Source organism: Thermaerobacillus caldiproteolyticus (assembly GCF_013761245.1).
Taxonomy (GTDB): domain Bacteria; phylum Bacillota; class Bacilli; order Bacillales; family Anoxybacillaceae; genus Thermaerobacillus; species Thermaerobacillus caldiproteolyticus.
In genome coordinates this window covers 23,459-40,054 of sequence record NZ_JACDUT010000001.1, presented here as the reverse complement: position 1 = coordinate 40,054, position 16,596 = coordinate 23,459, and the positions used below count along the sequence as shown (strand labels likewise).

Below are 16,596 nucleotides of genomic sequence, written 5' to 3'. Positions count from 1 at the left end.
GTTTGTCGAAAAAAGGTGTGTATGATAAAAAATAGTGAGGGGACATGCTTGTATCTTTTTCATGGAAAGAGTAAGATGATTGAAGAGGTGACAACAACAATGGAACGATTGCAAAAAGTAATTGCACATGCAGGAATTGCATCAAGACGAAAAGCGGAAGAGCTTATTTTACAAGGAAAAGTGAAAGTGAACGGTCAAGTTGTGACCGAACTTGGTGTAAAAGTAGGTCCTCAAGATAAAATCGAAGTGGACGGTATTCCGGTTGAGAGGGAAGAACCGGTTTACTATCTTCTTTATAAGCCGCGCGGTGTCATTTCCAGCGTCAAAGACGAAAAAGGCCGGAAAGTGGTTACCGACTTTTTTGAAGGACTTGATAAGCGCATTTACCCGATTGGACGATTAGATTATGATACGTCAGGGTTATTATTGTTGACGAACGATGGCGATTTCGCGAACCTTTTGATGCATCCTCGCTATGAAATCGAAAAAGTGTATATTGCCAAAGTGAGAGGAATTCCGACACGAGAGCAACTAAAGCAACTAGAGAAAGGTATTATGCTTGAGGATGGCATGACGGCGCCGGCGAAAGTGAAAATGCTTTCACTCGATAAGCGAAAGCAAACGGCCATTATTGAAATACGCATTCATGAAGGACGCAACCGCCAAGTGCGCCGTATGTTTGAAGCGATCGGCTGCCGGGTAATGAAATTGAAGCGGGAACGTTATGCGTTTCTCGATTTAAAAGGGCTCAATCCTGGAGATTACCGAGAGCTATCGCCACATGAAGTCAAACAACTTCGTGCACTGGCCTTATCCGGCGGTAGGAGGTAAATTTTTCTTACGTTGTCACATAACATTCATATAATTTTCATGTTGACAACTGTGAATATTGCTATAATGGAAAATGGAATATTTTGATTTCAGGAGAGTCAGAACAATGAAAAAACAACGACTTGTTGTGCGAACTGTGATTTTATTATTGCTTCTGAGCGCAGTGGGCTATACGATTTATTCCAACTTTTTTACCGAAAAAACAAGCATCAAAGTTGGTGCCACCGCTCCCGATTTTGTGCTAACGGATTTGAATGGGAAATCCCATCGCCTTTCCGACTATCGCGGTAAAGGAGTATTTTTGAACTTCTGGGGAACGTGGTGTAAGCCGTGCGAACGAGAAATGCCGTATATTAACCGGCAGTATGAAGCGTATAAACAGCAAGGGGTCGAAGTATTGGCTGTAAATGTCGGCGAACCGAAATTGAGCGTACAAAAATTTATCGACCAATTTGGTTTAACGTTTCCGGTTGCAATTGACCGGGAAGATCAAGTGATGAATGCCTATGACATCGACCAGCTGCCGGCAACATTTTTAATTGACAAGAACGGGAAAATTAAAAAGATTATTACCGGAACGATGACAGAAGAGATGGTTCAGCAATATATGGAAAGCATTAAACCATAGGGAGTTTTGGCAATGGAACAAGTAAAATGTGAATGTGGTCACGTCAATCCGCACGGGACTGTTTTTTGCGAATCGTGCGGAAAGCCGCTCGAAGAGGATACATCGAAAAAATTATTGGACATGCGTTATGAGGGAAGTGCGCGCCGTTCGCAAACGTATAATAAAACAATCATTGATAAAATTTGGAATTTCTTTTCTTCCGTCAAAGTCGGCGTCTGGCTCATTGTAATTACGCTCGTTGCATCCGCGATCGGAACGATTTTTCCACAGGAAATGTATATTCCGCCGAACGTCAGCCCTGCCGAATATTACAAAGACCAATATGGTTGGGCTGGGAAGCTTTATTATGAGCTTGGTTTCAATAATTTGTACGGCTCTTGGTGGTATATGCTTCTGATTGCTTCCATCGGCGTATCGCTGGTCATCTGTAGTTTAGACCGCGTCATTCCGCTTTATCGCGCTTTACAAAAGCAAGGGGTAACACGCCATCCGACGTTTTTGCAGCGCCAACGTTTATTTAGTGCTTCACAGGTGGCCGATGAAAACCGAGTATTCAGCCAAATGAAAGAGCGATTAATCAAGCGCCGCTATCACGTTCGTGAGGAAAACGGTAACATTTTGGCGGAAAAAGGACGTTTTTCGCGTTGGGGACCGTATGTGAACCACATCGGCTTAATCATTTTTTTAATCGGTGCGATGCTTCGCTTTGTCCCGGGCATGTATGTCGATAAAGTGCTTTGGATTCGCGAAGGTGAGACAAAAGAAATTCCGGGTACAGGCGGAAAGTATTTTTTGAAAAACGAAAAATTTATTTTTGAAGTGTATGAGAAAGGAAAAGATAACGAAGTATTTAATGCAGCCATCGATCGTGTCGGAAACGGAACTGTGGCGAAAACGTATCAAACGAACGTTGTGCTTTATAAGCGCGTTGGTCCGATTGTGCCGGGAGAAGAGCCAAAATTAAAAAAAGTAAAAGAGTACAACATTCGCGTTAACGAACCGCTGAAATATGACCATTATGCCTTATATCAAGTCGATTTTAAAATGAACGAACCGAATAAAATGGCGTTTAATTTAATTGATAAAGCGACCAATCAATCATTTGGTACGGTAACAGTTGATTTACATAATCCGCAATCTTCTTACAACCTTGGAAATGGTTATCGTGTTGAGCTATTAAGCTATTTCCCGGACTTTTATTTTGATGATGACGGAAATCCGGCGACAAAATCAAAAATTCCGAATAACCCGGCGTTTGTGTTTAAAATGATTACTCCTGACAAACCAAAAGGGGAAGTCAGCTTTGTCGCAATTCGTCAGACGATTGAGCCATTTGGAAATAACAAATATAAAATGGCGTTTGCCGGACTTGATACGAGAAACGTCTCTGGCTTGACGGTGCGTCGCGATTTTACATTATGGATTTTAGGAATCGGCGGAGTCATTTTTATGATCGGGCTTATCCAAGGAATGTACTGGAATCATCGCCGCATTTGGTTGCAGCGGGTGAATGGTGAAGTATGGCTGGCCGCACATACGAATAAAAACTGGTTCGGATTGAAAAATGAAATGAAGCATATCATCGAAGGAACAGGATTAGCGATGCCAATCGACCAAGCGGAAGTGGAGAAGAAAGCAGCGCAAGGAGGAGACAGGAATGGCGCAACTAAGTAGTACACTGCTTTATATCGCGTTTATTCTCTATTTAATCGGAACGTTCTTTTTTGGCGGAGCGATTCGCGACAAAAAGGAGAAGCCGAGCACCAATCGCTGGTCAATGCTCGGAATTGTCATTACGATTGTCGGTTTTGTTTCGCAATTGGGCTACTTTATTACAAGATGGATTGCCGCTGGGCATGCGCCGGTTAGTAATTTATTTGAATTCACCACGTTTTTTGGAATGATGCTTGTCGGTGCCTTTATCATTATTTATTTTATTTATAAAATAAGTGTCCTTGGCTTGTTTACATTGCCGGTCGCGCTGCTAGTGATTGCCTATGCAAGCATGTTTCCGCGCGAGATTACACCGCTTATCCCGGCATTGCAAAGTGACTGGTTACACATCCATGTCACAACAGCGGCAGCTGGGGAAGCGATTTTAGCCGTTAGCTTTGCGGCAGGGCTCATTTATTTAATTCGCGTCGTTGACCAATCGAAGCCAAGCAAACGCACGTTTTGGTTGGAAGTCATTATGTTCTGTTTAATTACGACACTCGGGTTTGTCGCTGTCTCAACGGCATTCAGCCTTGCTGATTATGAAGCGAAATTTACGTGGGTGGATAAAAATAAACAACAAGCGGAAGTCGTATACGATATGCCAGCACTTGTCGGACCGCATAAGGGAACGTTAGAAAAAGAAAGTGCTGATCGCTTTGAGCCGCTTGTTCATATGCCGGCCATCATTAATGCGAAAAAATTAAACACAGTGATTTGGTCATTGATCGGTGGAACGGTTCTTTATTTGTTGTTGCGTCTTGTATTGCGGAAACGTATCGCCGCAGCATTACAGCCGCTTGTGAAACATGTGAATTTAGATTTGACCGATGAAATTAGTTATCGCGCTGTCGCAATTGGCTTTCCAGTGTTTACCCTTGGAGCATTGATTTTTGCCATGATTTGGGCACAAATTGCATGGACGCGCTTTTGGGGATGGGACCCGAAAGAAGTTTGGGCATTAATCACGTGGTTGTTTTATGCTGCATTTTTGCATCTTCGCTTATCAAGAGGATGGCATGGTGAAAAATCGGCATGGCTTGCCGTCATTGGTTTTGCGATTATTATGTTTAACTTAGTTGCGGTCAACTTGGTCATCGCTGGCTTGCATTCGTATGCTGGTTCGTAACTATCACGAAGCCAATTCGTGCAATCCCAATGGGATGTTACATCACGATCCATGTTTGAAAAGTCAGCTGTCATGAAAACCTAGACAAAGGGGATGTCTCATCGTTTTGTGGGACATCCTTTATTTATAAATAGAAAATGTAGATAAAAGAGGAGCACTTTTGTAAAATAGTGAACAAGGGAGGATGTTCATGATGGATAAACAAGTAAAAATTTTAGTTGTCGATGACGAGGAACGTATCCGGCGCTTATTAAGAATGTATTTAGAGCGTGAAAATTATCTCATTGAGGAAGCGGATAATGGCGACGATGCACTCAAAAAAGCGCTGGAAAACGATTATGACGTGATCTTGCTTGACTTAATGCTGCCGGGGAGGGACGGCATTGAAGTATGTAAAGAAATTCGTGAAAAGAAAACAACGCCGATTATTATGTTGACCGCAAAAGGAGAGGAAGCGAATCGAGTTCAAGGGTTTGAAGTAGGAACCGATGATTATATTGTCAAACCGTTCAGCCCGCGTGAAGTCGTATTGCGCGTTAAAGCGCTTTTACGCCGTGCGGTCAACGCAACATATGTACCAACGGATACCACTGCGAAAGACATTCTTGTCTTTCCGCATTTAACAATCGATAATGATGCTCACCGCGTCACAGCAGATGGGAAAGAAGTGAGCTTAACGCCGAAGGAATATGAACTATTATTATTTTTGGCAAAATCACCCGATAAAGTGTTTGATCGAGAACAGCTCTTAAAAGAAGTATGGCATTACGAATTTTTTGGAGACTTACGCACCGTGGACACACATATTAAACGCCTTCGTGAAAAATTAAATAAAGTGTCTCCGACGGCGGCAAAAATGATTGTGACCGTCTGGGGAGTTGGCTATAAATTCGAGGTTGTGAACGAATGATGTGGTTTTGGCGCAGCGTTGTCGGGAAATTATGGTTTACTATTTTATTGCTTGTCTCGTTTGTTCTTTTTATTTTAACGATTCTCCTATTAAAATTTTTTGAAAACTACCATGTTCAAGAAGCGGAAAAAGAGTTAACGCAATTGGCAACAAAAGTATCAGAAGTCATGCACGAACATACGGATGAAGAACTCGGGCGTTCCATTGCATGGACATTAGTCGGCGATATGTCGAAAGCGGTCATTATCGCTGATCAAGTCCATTATTGGTATTCGCCCGCAAACACCCGGCTGCGCGACTTGCCATTATCGCTTATTCAAAAGGATGACGATTTACAAAAGGTATTAACCGAACGAAAGCAAATAAAAAAGAAAATGTATTTGCCGAACATTCAAGTCGGTGATGACCGTTATGGTCAATTGCTTATTGTCGGCGTACCGCTTGAGACAGCAGATGGGAAACACGGGGCGGTATTTATTTACCAATCGTTGCAAGCGGTTGAAGATACGACGCAGCAAACGAAGAAATTAATCTTTCTGGCTGCATTCATCGCTATTGTATTAACGACGATTTTTGCGTTTTTCCTATCGACGCGCATTACGGCTCCGCTTCGGAAAATGCGTCAAGCTGCGTTTGAAGTTGCTCGCGGCAAATTCGATACGAAAGTGCCGATTTTAACTCATGATGAAATCGGAGAGCTGGCGATGGCGTTTAACCAAATGGGAAGGCGCCTGCAATTTAACATCAATGCGTTAAACCAAGAGAAAGAGCAGTTAGCGAGCATTTTGAGCAGCATGGCAGATGGTGTCATTACCTTTAATCGCGACGGGGAAATTTTAATTACAAACCCACCGGCAGAGCGATTTTTGCAAGCGTGGTATTTTGAACAGGGAAACGAGGCTGAGGTGATGGCTCCACTGCCGCCGCAAGTGAATGAGCTGTTCGCTCGCGTCGTCGGTGAAGAGAAAGAGCAGATGACGGAATTGACGCTGCAAGGACGAACATGGGTTATTTTAATGTCACCTCTTTATAACCAGACCGCTGTTCGCGGAGCAGTGGCGGTATTGCGCGATATGACGGAAGAGAGGCGTTTGGACAAGCTGCGGAAAGATTTTATCGCCAATGTTTCTCATGAGCTGCGCACGCCGATTGCGATGTTGCAAGGATATAGCGAAGCCATTATTGACGATATTGCTGCGACCGATGAAGAAAAGAAAGAAATGGCGAAAGTCATTTATGATGAATCGTTACGAATGGGGCGTCTCGTCAATGACCTGCTTGATTTAGCCCGCATGGAAGCAGGACATATAACGTTAAATTATAAAACTGTTCAGCTTGCTCCATATATTGAGCGCATTATTCGGAAATTCCAAGGATTGGCGAAGGAAAAACAAATCAATTTATCGGCTGAATGGAAAGATGAAAACATCGAAATGACGATTGATCCTGACCGCATTGAACAAGTGTTGACGAACTTAATTGATAACGCCATTCGCCATACAGATGAAAACGGGACGGTGAAAGTAATCGTCGAGCGAAGCGGGGACGGAGTCACGATTCATGTTCAAGATTCCGGTTCCGGCATTGCGGAAGAGGATTTGCCGTTTATATTTGAGCGGTTTTATAAGGCGGATAAAGCGCGTACCCGCGGTCGTTCCGGAACAGGGCTAGGTCTTGCGATCGCGAAAAATATCGTTGAAGCGCATAAAGGAATGATTTCCGTGCATAGTAAGCTCCATGAAGGTACGACGTTTACGTTTTACTTGCCAAATGCAACACACGAATCGTAGACGGAAAGCCCTTGCTTTGATGCGGGGCTTTTTCTTTAGCAAGAAAAAGTCTGTGTTCAAGAATGTTGCTGATTTTTTCTTAAGCTAATGGAGCCAGTCAGTTTATAATAAAGCTATTAGAATGATGGGTGGATGAATGATGGATAACGCAGTCTTTGTTGCTGTTTTCACCAGTTTTATGGGTGCATTTGTTTGTATTGTAGCTGCTATTAAAATAAGACAAAATAAATCGAAATAATGGCTTGTATACAATAAAGAAATCAGTTGTCAGCACATTCTTCAGCAAGGTTAAAAAAGGAAGTCTATATTATTTTCTATTAAAAACCAATGCTGTTTAACAGGACGATTAAAAGGAGGAAGGAATGCCTTTGATTTCTGAATATTTTCAGCATATTCATAAGTTGCTAGTGGCTGTTGAAAAAGAGGAAAAAGAAACGCTGCTCATCGCTGCGAAGAAAGTATCAGAGTGTATCCAAAGAGCTGGCATTATTCAATTATTTGGCTGCGGGCATTCCCATTTGTTAGCGGAAGAAGTGTTTTATCGCGCCGGCGGGCTTGTTCCGATTAAACCGATATTGATTGAATCGTTAATGCTTCATGAAGGCGCTGTTCGCTCATCGCAGTTGGAGAAGGAAACAGGATATGCTCGTACATTTTTAGAAAAGGAAGATATTCGAAAAGAGGATGTTGTTTTTGTCATTTCCAATTCTGGACGCAATCCGGTTCCCATTGATGTTGCATTATGGGCGAAACAATGTGGAGCATATGTGATTGGGATCACGTCATTACAGTATTCAAAAGCGCTTCCATCGCTTCATCCAAGTGGAAAGCATTTATGGGAATGCGTTGACCTCGCGATTAACAACTATTCAGTAAAAGGGGATGCCGTTTTAACACATCCTCATGTTTCTGTTCCGTTTGCACCAACATCGACCATCATCGGCGCTGCGATTTTGCATGCGATTTTCGCTGAAGCAATCGTCATGATCGCGGAACACGGAAAAGAGACGCCGATTTTTGTAAGCGGCAATCTTCAGGAAGGACAGGAACATAATCAGAAGCTCATTGAAATGTATCGTGACAGAATTCAATTGCTGCGTTGATCAACAATTTTTGCTTTTTGCTGTCAACAGACGGGTTTGCAGACAATATTTAAAAATAGTCCAAGTGGTATAGACAACTAGTTGATATAATGTTAAGATCAAATCAGAAAGAGGGTGTGGCATGATGAATCGACTTTTTCTGAAGAACGCAACCGTTTATGCGGAAAAGGAACGAATCGAGCAAGGATATGTGCTCGTGGAAGGAGAAAAAATCGTCGATATCGGTCCAATGTCATCGCAGCCAGATGTAAACGGAGCAACTGTCATTGAGCTTGATTCTCATCATTTTGTTGTGCCTGGATTCATTGATATTCACATTCATGGAGCAGCCGGAGCAGATGTGATGGATGCGACAACAGATGCGCTACAGACGATGGCTACGGTACTGCCAAAGGAAGGAACAACAAGCTTTCTTGCAACGACGATGACGGCTTCTTCCGATCTGATCGAGCGGGCGTTGCAAAATACGGCACACTACATTCAGTTTCATAATCGCCCAGGAGAAGCGGAAGTGATTGGAATTCATTTAGAAGGACCATTTATTTCTCCAAAACGGGCTGGAGCCCAACATCCGAGAAATATTATGGAACCAAATATTCAGTTGTTCAAAAAATGGCAAGAGGCCGCAAATGGATATATTCGCCTTGTGACATTAGCGCCGGAAGAGAAAAATGGATTGGAATTAACCGCCTATTTAAAAGAACACGGTGTTGTCGCTTCGATCGGTCATTCTGACGCCATCTATGAAGAAGTGAAAGCGGCGATTCAGGCGGGGATTACGCATGCCACTCATTTATTTAACGGTATGCGCGGCATTCATCATCGTGAGCCGGGAGTTGCTGGAGCAGTGCTCATGCATGATGAGGTGCTCTGTGAAATTATTGTTGACGGCATTCATGTAGCTCCTGAGATGGTAAGATTTGCTTACCGCAATAAGGGAAGTGATGGAATGGTGTTAATTACCGATGCGATGCGTGCAAAATGCCTCGGAGCAGGAGTATATGAACTAGGCGGCCAAGAAGTAATCGTTCAAGGGGAACAGGCCACATTGCAAGATGGAACGCTGGCAGGAAGTATTTTGAAATTAAAGGATGCTGTCAAAAAAATGATAGAGTTTACCGGTTGTACCCTTGAGGATGTCATTCGCATGGGATCGTGGAACCCGGCTAAACAATTAGGCATTCTTGAACGAAAGGGGAGCATTCGCGCCGGCAAAGATGCGGACCTTGTTGTGCTGAATCAAGAATATGAGGTAGTCATGACATTTTGTCGCGGCAAACTCGCATATTCGAAATAGGAGGGGTCTGTCGTGAAACTCATGGAAGTAAAAGATTACAAGGAAATGAGTGAAAAAGCGGCGAAAATCATTATTGAACAAATAAAGAAAAAGCCGAATTCCGTTCTCGGCTTAGCAACAGGAGAAACAGTGCTCGGAACGTATGCAGCATTAGCGGACGATCATCGCCGAAACGGAACATCGTATGAACGTGTCCATACTTTTAATTTGGATGAGTATCTTGGCCTAGGACCGGATCATCCAAATAGTTACCACTATTACATGAACCGTCATCTTTTTTCTCATATTGATATTCCTGTGTCACAAACATATATTCCGAACGGGCTTGCCGATGATGCGGAAGCAGAATGCAAGCGTTACGAGAATTTGATTGATGAGGTAGGTGGAATCGATCTACAACTATTAGGGATTGGGCGAAACGGACATATCGGTTTTAATGAACCAGGAACGCCGTTTTCTACGGTAACGCATGTCGTCGAGTTGGCTCCATCCACACGCCAAGCGAACGCCCGCTTTTTTCCTACGCTAGAAGACGTACCAAGCAAGGCCATTACAATGGGAATTGCAACGATTATGAAAAGCGGACACATCATTTTACTTGCATCAGGAAAGACAAAAGCGCCGATTATGGCCCAACTCTTTGAAAAAGATGTGACACCGCTAATTCCTGCGTCCGTTTTAAAAACGCATCCAAATGTCACGATCATTGCTGATCAAGAAGCATTATCGCTTGTGAGAGATGAGCAGCGAAAGGTGTATGCGATATGATTAACAAACATTCTCCTCTTCCGATTTATTATCAGCTTGAACAAGGGATAAAAGAAATGATCGAAAAACAGCAGCTTAAACCAGGAGAAATGATTCCGTCTGAGCGGGAGCTTGCTGAAACGTACGACATTAGCCGGATGACGGTTCGTCAAGCGATCAATAATTTAGTAAACGACGGCTATTTGGTGAGAAAGCGAGGAAAAGGCACGTTTGTCGCTGCGAAAAAAATCGAACAGCCGTTAAAAGGATTGACGAGTTTTTCTGAAGACATGAGAGCTAGAGGGATGGACCCGGGAACGAATGTGCTTGACTTTCATATTATTCCTGCCGACCAATCATTAGCCCAGCAGCTCGACATTCGCGAAGGGTCGGATATTTATGAAATTCGCCGTATCCGTTTAGCTGATCAGTTGCCGATGGCTTTAGAAACGTCGTACTTGCCCTGTGCGCTCGTACCCGGTTTAACGCGGGGGATTGTAAGCGGTTCCGTCTATGAGTTTATTGAAAATAAATTAGGATTAACGATCCGCTCGGCGGTGCAAGTATTAGAGGCATCGGTGGCGCGGAAAGTAGAGGCAAATCTTTTACAAGTGAAAGAAGGAGCACCGGTTTTATCCATTCAGCGAAATAGCTATTTAGAAAATGGACGACCATTGGAAGTGGTCAGATCGATTTACCGAGGAGATCGTTACAAATTTACGATCGAAATGGAACGGTAGAAGGGCAAGTTACTTGCTTTTCGATAAAGAATGACAAAAAGAGGGGGAATATATGATGTTAGGATTTTTACAGCGCCTTGGAAAAGCGCTAATGCTGCCGATTGCCGTTCTTCCTGCGGCGGGGTTATTGCTTCGTTTAGGGCAACCGGATTTATTGGATATTCCGTTTATCGCAGCAACAGGAGATGCTGTTTTCTCCAACTTGCCTTTATTGTTTGCGATTGGAGTAGCAGTCGGATTTGCAAAAGATGGGAATGGTGCCGCTGCGTTAGCCGGCGCGGTTGGTTATTTTGTGTTAACAAAAGGAGCTACAGCGATTAATAAAGACATTAATATGGCGGTATTAGGGGGGATTCTTTCAGGAGTTGTTGCTGGTCTTTTATATAATCGCTATCATAATATTAAGCTGCCGGACTGGTTGGGGTTTTTTGGCGGAAAACGGTTTGTGCCGATAGTTACTTCTCTGGTGATGCTTGTATTAGCATTGATTTTCGGGTATGTATGGCCGCCAATTCAAGATGGAATTAACGCAGTTGGCAAATGGATTATTGGCGCTGGCGCGTTAGGAGTTGGTATTTTTGGCTTTTTGAATCGTTTGTTAATTCCGATTGGATTGCATCATGTGTTAAACAATTTAGTATGGTTTGTCTTTGGAGAGTTTAACGGAAAAACAGGAGATTTAGGCCGTTTCTTTGCGGGGGACCCTAGTGCCGGCATTTTTATGGCTGGGTTTTTCCCAATCATGATGTTCGGTCTTCCGGCAGCGGCGCTGGCGATGATTGCTGCAGCGAAAAAAGAGCGTCGTAAAGAGATAGCCGGTGCGCTTATCGGGGTTGCATTTACATCGTTTTTAACGGGAATTACAGAACCGATTGAGTTTTTGTTCATGTTTTTATCGCCGTTGCTTTATTTTATACATGCCATTTTAACAGGTCTTTCGCTGGCGATTGCGACGATGTTAGGCATTCACCACGGATTCAGCTTTTCAGCGGGAGCCATTGACTATTTCTTAAACTTAGGCATTGCCCAAAGACCATATTTGTTGTTAGTACAAGGAATCATTTATGGAATTATTTATTTTGTTGTCTTTTACTTCCTTATTAAAAAGCTTGACCTAAAGACACCGGGACGCGAAGATGAAGGCGAAGAGATGGAAAATCGTACAGTGCAATCTGAAGGCAAATATGAAAATCTTGCCGCAAAGTACATGGAAGCGTTAGGCGGAAAAGACAATGTAGCGCAAATTGATAATTGCGTCACACGTTTACGTCTAAAAGTCAATGATATGTCAAAAATCAATGAAAGTGAGCTAAAACAATTAGGAGCCAAAGGTGTTATTCGTCTCAACCAAACGGATTTGCAAGTGGTCGTTGGCACGGATGTTGAATTTGTGGCGAATGAGATGAAAAAACTATAAACTTTGCATGCCTTGGCTGTTTATCTGAACAGCCAAGGGCTTTTTATAGTCTGGGATTAGGGGAAATCGAACGAGTTATTTTTCGCTTTCTTTTTAATTACACATAAAAGGAGTATCCTTATGAAACGCTTGTTAGATTGTACTGCTTCTGATTTTCGCAATATGAATGGAAAACAATTGAAACAATCGATTAAAGCGTCTGAGGGAAGAGTAATTGTTTCGGAAATCATTGGGGCGTTTGCGCCGTTTTATCCAGCAGTGACAAATGCAGAAATAGCTGCCGCTTTTGGCGCTGATTTACTGTTATTAAATTTTTTTGATGTGTTTGCACCGCATTTTAATGGTTTAGATATGAACGAGCCTGATCAAATTGTAAAACGCCTTAAGGAGTTAACAGGGCGTCCGATTGGTGTCAATTTGGAGCCTGTCGATCCGAACGCTAAACAGTTAGAAGGCTTAACATCGCTTCCTAAAGGGAGATTGGCGACGGAGGAATCGTTGCAGGAAGCGAAGCAGTTAGGTTTTGATTTTGTTTGCTTAACAGGCAATCCTAAAACAGGCGTTACCAATGATGAAATTGCCAAAGCGATTGAAAAAGCGCGTTCCGTCTTTGGTGATGATGGCTTGATTATTGCCGGAAAAATGCATGGAGCAGGCGTTGCCAATGAAACAGGGGGAAGCATCGTTTCCGAAGAAGTAATGGAACGCTTTATTAACGCCGGGGCTGATGTTATTCTTATGCCATCGCCAGGAACTGTCCCAGGGGTGACATTAGAAAAAACGGAAAGGCTTGTTCGTTTTGCGCATGAAAAAGGAGCGCTAGTCATGCTGACAATCGGCACAAGCCAAGAAGGGGCGGACGAGCATACGATCCGTCAAATTGCACTTACAAGTAAAATGGCCGGAGCTGATTTATATCATATTGGGGATGCTGGTTACCATGGCATTGCCATTCCAGAAAACATTATGACGTATTCGATTGCCATTCGCGGCAAACGTCATACATACATTCGTATGGCGAGCTCTCCGTTGCGGTAAATGAATCACCAATTCCAGAAAGAAAGTGAGAACCTAACCACACTATGGAAGTGAAATACTTTCATAGTGTGGATTTTTCTTTTAATTTATATTGTTTGGGAGGAAGATCTTCATGATAAGGCATAAAACGTGGCAAAAAACGCATACATACTTTTTGTTAAGGATTTTGATCGAGGAGATCTAAACTACTTTCGCCTAGCTTTGAATATATAAATATGACTTGATATTTCGACTTCCCAAGCAGCACACCCTAAGCGATGGAGAACTTCCTCTTTGTGACTACCTTTTCAACTGCGAAATAAAGAATTGTTATTCTTAACGATCATGTTATGACGTGTAACTGTTTCATCCGTTAGTATAAATTGTCTATTCGTTCTAATATTTCAAAAGCGATTTCCATTGTTTATCAATACCGAATGGATCTTTATTTCATGATGAATGTTTTCTGTTTTCTTTCGGTTTGGTTTAATGGACGCATCACCGGAGAAGTAGATGAATGTATGTTCACGATGTTCTTGAAGTGCGTGCAAGCTAGTTCAAAAGTTTTCTATATAAAAGATCTATCCGCTCTTTTTGGGTCTTCTAACGAATGAATATCAGTTGAAATATTGGTATCTTACCATTTCGTTCCCCATAATCCAAATATTTAACTCTAAATAGAATGGAAATTAAGATTTATTTTAGTAAAGATAAATAAATTAAAATGTTATTTTCATACTATTCATAACCTTTGGTGCTGATAAGAGTACCTGCTACATGTCGAGTAACTTCTAAAAATCAACATATGACTTACTGGTATTTGTCTAAACATGTTGGTGTGATGTTGAATAAACTACCAGCATAAAGAACGAAAGGGGGAGAGAGAATGAGTACAGAGTGGAGAGGTTTTTCCAGTAGTGGAAATAACCGTTCTAATAGTCGCAGTCGTTCGGATTCAGATAGCCGTTCAAAAGCAAATGTCGATTTTGAGTCCGAGAATGATTTGAAAAATAATACAGAATTAGATAATGACAATGACTTGAGAAATATAGACCGCAATACAAACATCGCAAAAGTTACTAACAGCGGAAACTCAAAAGTAGATCTTGATATTAAGGTGGATTCTGATTCTACGGCAAGAGTGCGTGCGCGTACAGAATCTGAACAAGATCAAGAGCAAGAACAAGAGCAAGAAGACTAATAACTAATAGTTGTAGTAAAACAATATAACATAGGTGGGATAGTTTCTATCCCACTTTAAATTGTATTTCTGGGGGAAGGATATGTTATGGAAAATATAAATGATCATCAAACTTCTTTAAGGAATTTAGGAAATTTATCCTCATTAGGGAAGATATCTTCTTTTGATAGCCATTCAAATGCATCACAAATTGGCCATAGCGGGAACTCTGATGTTGATATTAATATAAATGTTCAAGTTGATACAATGCCAATTGCCTTTGCCATTCTATGTTCATTATTAGCTACTAAACAACTAACAAACGAAGAGTTTGATTTAGCTGTTCGGAAATTAGAGGCTCTATCAAATAATTACAAAAAATCCAATCATATAAGAGAAGTAAACGATGTATCTAAAGTTAAACTGTTAAATCAAAGCAAATGGGGAAGGTAATATGTAGTCACCTTCCCCTATTTACATAGGTAACGAATATTTATTTGATTGATTTTTATGAGGATATATTCTAATATTCCGCTCTGTTTGAAATGGCTTCTTGCTTTTGAGAGGTATAAAAATCAGCGTACGACCTAATGGCATTTGTCCAAACTTTTACTTATTTGTTTGAATAAATTAACTATATAACAAATGGAAGGAGAAGAGATAATGAGTAAATTATGGAAAAATTTATCTGAAAATGATAATAACCAATCTATTAGCCGTAGCCGTTCAAATTCAGACTCAGATAGCCGTTCAAAAGCAGATGTTGATTTTGAATCTGATAACGATTTAAGAAGTAATACAGAATTAGATAATGACAATGATTTAAAAAATGTAGACCGCAATACAAACATCGCCAGAGTCGCCAACAGTGGCAACACGAGAATAGATCTTGATATTAAGGTGGATTCGGATTCTACGTCAAAAGTGCGTTCGCGTGCGGAATCTGAACAAGACCAAGAGCAAGAACAAGAACAAGAATTCGAAGACTAATCATATCGGGAGCTGTCTCTTAATTGATGAGATAGTTCCTTTTTTGATTTTGAACATTAGCAAGGAGTTTTGACATTGGAATAAAGGTCTGACTCAAACTTTACACAACCACTCAAGTGCTTTATCAGCTGCTTCGATAGCCCCTAAACTCTACATCCTTTGAATTCAAGAACTGACATAGATGGAGTCTTTTAGTTACACAACGGGGCATTAAAAACATTTTACATATGTCGAAAATCTGTATTTTATATAGAATTGTTTGATAAGGGTATTGTCATGTGTGGATTATAAAATCAATTGGAAAAATTAACGATTATTATGTTATGCATGTTATAATGAGCATGTCTGTGTTTAGCACAAATGAGGAGAGGTGGAATAACATGTTTGGAAAAGTCGCTGCTGATGTGCTTGGATTAAGTGATGTAGGGGCTGTGATTAAACCGGAGAACTATGATAAAGTTGATGCCGACGATTATGTGATGCATGAAGATGGGGAGAAAATTTACTTTTTGATTAAGTCAAAGTCTGATGAGTATTGCTTTACGAACAAAGCGCTTATTCATCTTGACGGAACGAGCGCAACAAGCAAAAAGCGCACGCTTCGCCGTTATGATTACAGCAAGCATCGCATTTCTGATGTGACATTGGAAACAGCGGGTACGGTCGATTTAGATGTGGAAATTAAATTTAAAATCGGTTCTGAACAATACTCGATTGATGTGCATAAAAAGCATATCGAAGAAGTGAAAGATTTATATAAGGCATTGCTGAAAATCGCAGAAATCTGCCACGAAAACGAAACGACATTAGACTATGCTCGCCAAAGTCTAGAGTTAGCTTCTACAGTTTTAAGCCGCATTGCAAGTACACCAAATGATTTAGCGGAACAGTTCAAAGAGCTCAACCAAATTGCATTTCATTGGTTAATTGACACGAAAAAACAATATACGGTAAAAGATTTTGGATTTGTGTTTGAGCGTTATATTCATAATTGATGATTATCCAAACACTCGGATCGGATTCGATTCGAGTGTTTAGGTTTGAATGATATCGCACCAGCTTCTTATTTTTTTATTGTCAATGATGGTCATTTGCATTAATATA

Annotated in this window: 16 protein-coding genes; all 16 read left to right on the top strand. The window is 41.4% G+C overall.

The window, feature by feature from the left end:
• Window positions 1-99: 99 nt before the first annotated feature.
• The 16 genes from rluB to HNR31_RS00130 all read left to right on the top strand — a co-directional run bounded on the left by rluB (window position 100) and on the right by HNR31_RS00130 (window position 16,487).
• Window positions 100-831, top strand: a complete 732-nt coding sequence (gene rluB, locus HNR31_RS00205; RefSeq protein WP_181554838.1) for a 23S rRNA pseudouridine(2605) synthase RluB — start codon at window positions 100-102, stop codon at window positions 829-831.
• Window positions 832-937: 106 nt separating this feature from the next.
• Window positions 938-1,459, top strand: coding sequence for a thiol-disulfide oxidoreductase ResA (gene resA / locus HNR31_RS00200; protein ID WP_181554250.1), 522 nt, complete (start codon window positions 938-940; stop codon window positions 1,457-1,459).
• Between the two features lie 12 nt (window positions 1,460-1,471).
• Window positions 1,472-3,133, top strand: coding sequence for a cytochrome c biogenesis protein ResB (locus HNR31_RS00195; protein WP_181554249.1), 1,662 nt, complete (start codon window positions 1,472-1,474; stop codon window positions 3,131-3,133).
• Window positions 3,117-4,301 (top strand): c-type cytochrome biogenesis protein CcsB, encoded by a 1,185-nt coding sequence (gene ccsB, locus HNR31_RS00190; RefSeq protein WP_181554248.1) that lies wholly within the window; start codon window positions 3,117-3,119, stop codon window positions 4,299-4,301. The genes HNR31_RS00195 and ccsB overlap by 17 nt, the downstream gene beginning before the upstream one ends.
• A gap of 193 nt (window positions 4,302-4,494) precedes the next feature.
• Entirely contained in the window at window positions 4,495-5,211 is a 717-nt protein-coding gene (locus tag HNR31_RS00185) for a response regulator transcription factor (protein ID WP_181554247.1), read from the top strand.
• Complete coding sequence (locus HNR31_RS00180) at window positions 5,211-7,001, top strand: ATP-binding protein (protein WP_181554837.1); 1,791 nt, start codon at window positions 5,211-5,213, stop codon at window positions 6,999-7,001. Before HNR31_RS00185 ends, HNR31_RS00180 begins: the two co-directional genes overlap by 1 nt.
• Before the next feature lie 368 nt (window positions 7,002-7,369).
• Window positions 7,370-8,104, top strand: a complete 735-nt coding sequence (locus tag HNR31_RS00175) for an SIS domain-containing protein (protein ID WP_181554836.1) — start codon at window positions 7,370-7,372, stop codon at window positions 8,102-8,104.
• 124 nt (window positions 8,105-8,228) lie between these two features.
• On the top strand, window positions 8,229-9,401 hold the full coding sequence (nagA, locus tag HNR31_RS00170; RefSeq protein ID WP_181554835.1) for an N-acetylglucosamine-6-phosphate deacetylase: 1,173 nt from the start codon (window positions 8,229-8,231) through the stop codon (window positions 9,399-9,401).
• Window positions 9,402-9,422: 21 nt separating this feature from the next.
• Entirely contained in the window at window positions 9,423-10,169 is a 747-nt protein-coding gene (gene nagB, locus HNR31_RS00165) for a glucosamine-6-phosphate deaminase (RefSeq protein WP_220129363.1), read from the top strand.
• Window positions 10,166-10,888 carry a GntR family transcriptional regulator gene (locus HNR31_RS00160; RefSeq protein ID WP_181554245.1) on the top strand — a complete coding sequence of 241 codons (723 nt, stop codon included), beginning with the start codon at window positions 10,166-10,168 and terminating at the stop codon, window positions 10,886-10,888. Before nagB ends, HNR31_RS00160 begins: the two co-directional genes overlap by 4 nt.
• A 55-nt stretch (window positions 10,889-10,943) precedes the next feature.
• The gene (nagE, locus tag HNR31_RS00155; RefSeq protein ID WP_181554244.1) at window positions 10,944-12,305 is read left to right on the top strand and encodes an N-acetylglucosamine-specific PTS transporter subunit IIBC; all 1,362 of its coding nucleotides are present in this window, start codon (window positions 10,944-10,946) and stop codon (window positions 12,303-12,305) included.
• Window positions 12,306-12,425: 120 nt separating this feature from the next.
• Window positions 12,426-13,343 carry a DUF7916 family protein gene (locus HNR31_RS00150; protein ID WP_181554243.1) on the top strand — a complete coding sequence of 306 codons (918 nt, stop codon included), beginning with the start codon at window positions 12,426-12,428 and terminating at the stop codon, window positions 13,341-13,343.
• Window positions 13,344-14,208: 865 nt separating this feature from the next.
• A complete protein-coding gene (locus tag HNR31_RS00145) occupies window positions 14,209-14,523 on the top strand; it encodes a hypothetical protein (RefSeq protein ID WP_181554242.1) in 315 nt (104 codons plus the stop codon).
• A gap of 87 nt (window positions 14,524-14,610) precedes the next feature.
• Window positions 14,611-14,955, top strand: a complete 345-nt coding sequence (locus HNR31_RS00140) for a hypothetical protein (RefSeq protein ID WP_228485528.1) — start codon at window positions 14,611-14,613, stop codon at window positions 14,953-14,955.
• 210 nt (window positions 14,956-15,165) lie between these two features.
• Window positions 15,166-15,492: a hypothetical protein gene (locus HNR31_RS00135; RefSeq protein WP_181554241.1), complete on the top strand. Its 327-nt coding sequence runs from the start codon at window positions 15,166-15,168 to the stop codon at window positions 15,490-15,492.
• A 380-nt stretch (window positions 15,493-15,872) separates the two neighbouring features.
• Window positions 15,873-16,487, top strand: coding sequence for a PH domain-containing protein (locus tag HNR31_RS00130; protein WP_181554240.1), 615 nt, complete (start codon window positions 15,873-15,875; stop codon window positions 16,485-16,487).
• The last annotated feature ends 109 nt before the right edge of the window (window positions 16,488-16,596 follow it).

Coding starts and splice junctions, on each gene's coding strand:
- HNR31_RS00145 (WP_181554242.1), top strand. CDS start 14,209: ATGAGTACAGAGTGGAGAGGTTTTTCCAGTAGTGGAAATAACCGTTCT.
- HNR31_RS00140 (WP_228485528.1), top strand. CDS start 14,611: ATGGAAAATATAAATGATCATCAAACTTCTTTAAGGAATTTAGGAAAT.
- rluB (WP_181554838.1), top strand. CDS start 100: ATGGAACGATTGCAAAAAGTAATTGCACATGCAGGAATTGCATCAAGA.
- resA (WP_181554250.1), top strand. CDS start 938: ATGAAAAAACAACGACTTGTTGTGCGAACTGTGATTTTATTATTGCTT.
- nagE (WP_181554244.1), top strand. CDS start 10,944: ATGTTAGGATTTTTACAGCGCCTTGGAAAAGCGCTAATGCTGCCGATT.
- ccsB (WP_181554248.1), top strand. CDS start 3,117: ATGGCGCAACTAAGTAGTACACTGCTTTATATCGCGTTTATTCTCTAT.
- HNR31_RS00195 (WP_181554249.1), top strand. CDS start 1,472: ATGGAACAAGTAAAATGTGAATGTGGTCACGTCAATCCGCACGGGACT.
- nagB (WP_220129363.1), top strand. CDS start 9,423: ATGGAAGTAAAAGATTACAAGGAAATGAGTGAAAAAGCGGCGAAAATC.
- HNR31_RS00150 (WP_181554243.1), top strand. CDS start 12,426: ATGAAACGCTTGTTAGATTGTACTGCTTCTGATTTTCGCAATATGAAT.
- nagA (WP_181554835.1), top strand. CDS start 8,229: ATGAATCGACTTTTTCTGAAGAACGCAACCGTTTATGCGGAAAAGGAA.
- HNR31_RS00160 (WP_181554245.1), top strand. CDS start 10,166: ATGATTAACAAACATTCTCCTCTTCCGATTTATTATCAGCTTGAACAA.
- HNR31_RS00185 (WP_181554247.1), top strand. CDS start 4,495: ATGGATAAACAAGTAAAAATTTTAGTTGTCGATGACGAGGAACGTATC.
- HNR31_RS00135 (WP_181554241.1), top strand. CDS start 15,166: ATGAGTAAATTATGGAAAAATTTATCTGAAAATGATAATAACCAATCT.
- HNR31_RS00130 (WP_181554240.1), top strand. CDS start 15,873: ATGTTTGGAAAAGTCGCTGCTGATGTGCTTGGATTAAGTGATGTAGGG.
- HNR31_RS00180 (WP_181554837.1), top strand. CDS start 5,211: ATGTGGTTTTGGCGCAGCGTTGTCGGGAAATTATGGTTTACTATTTTA.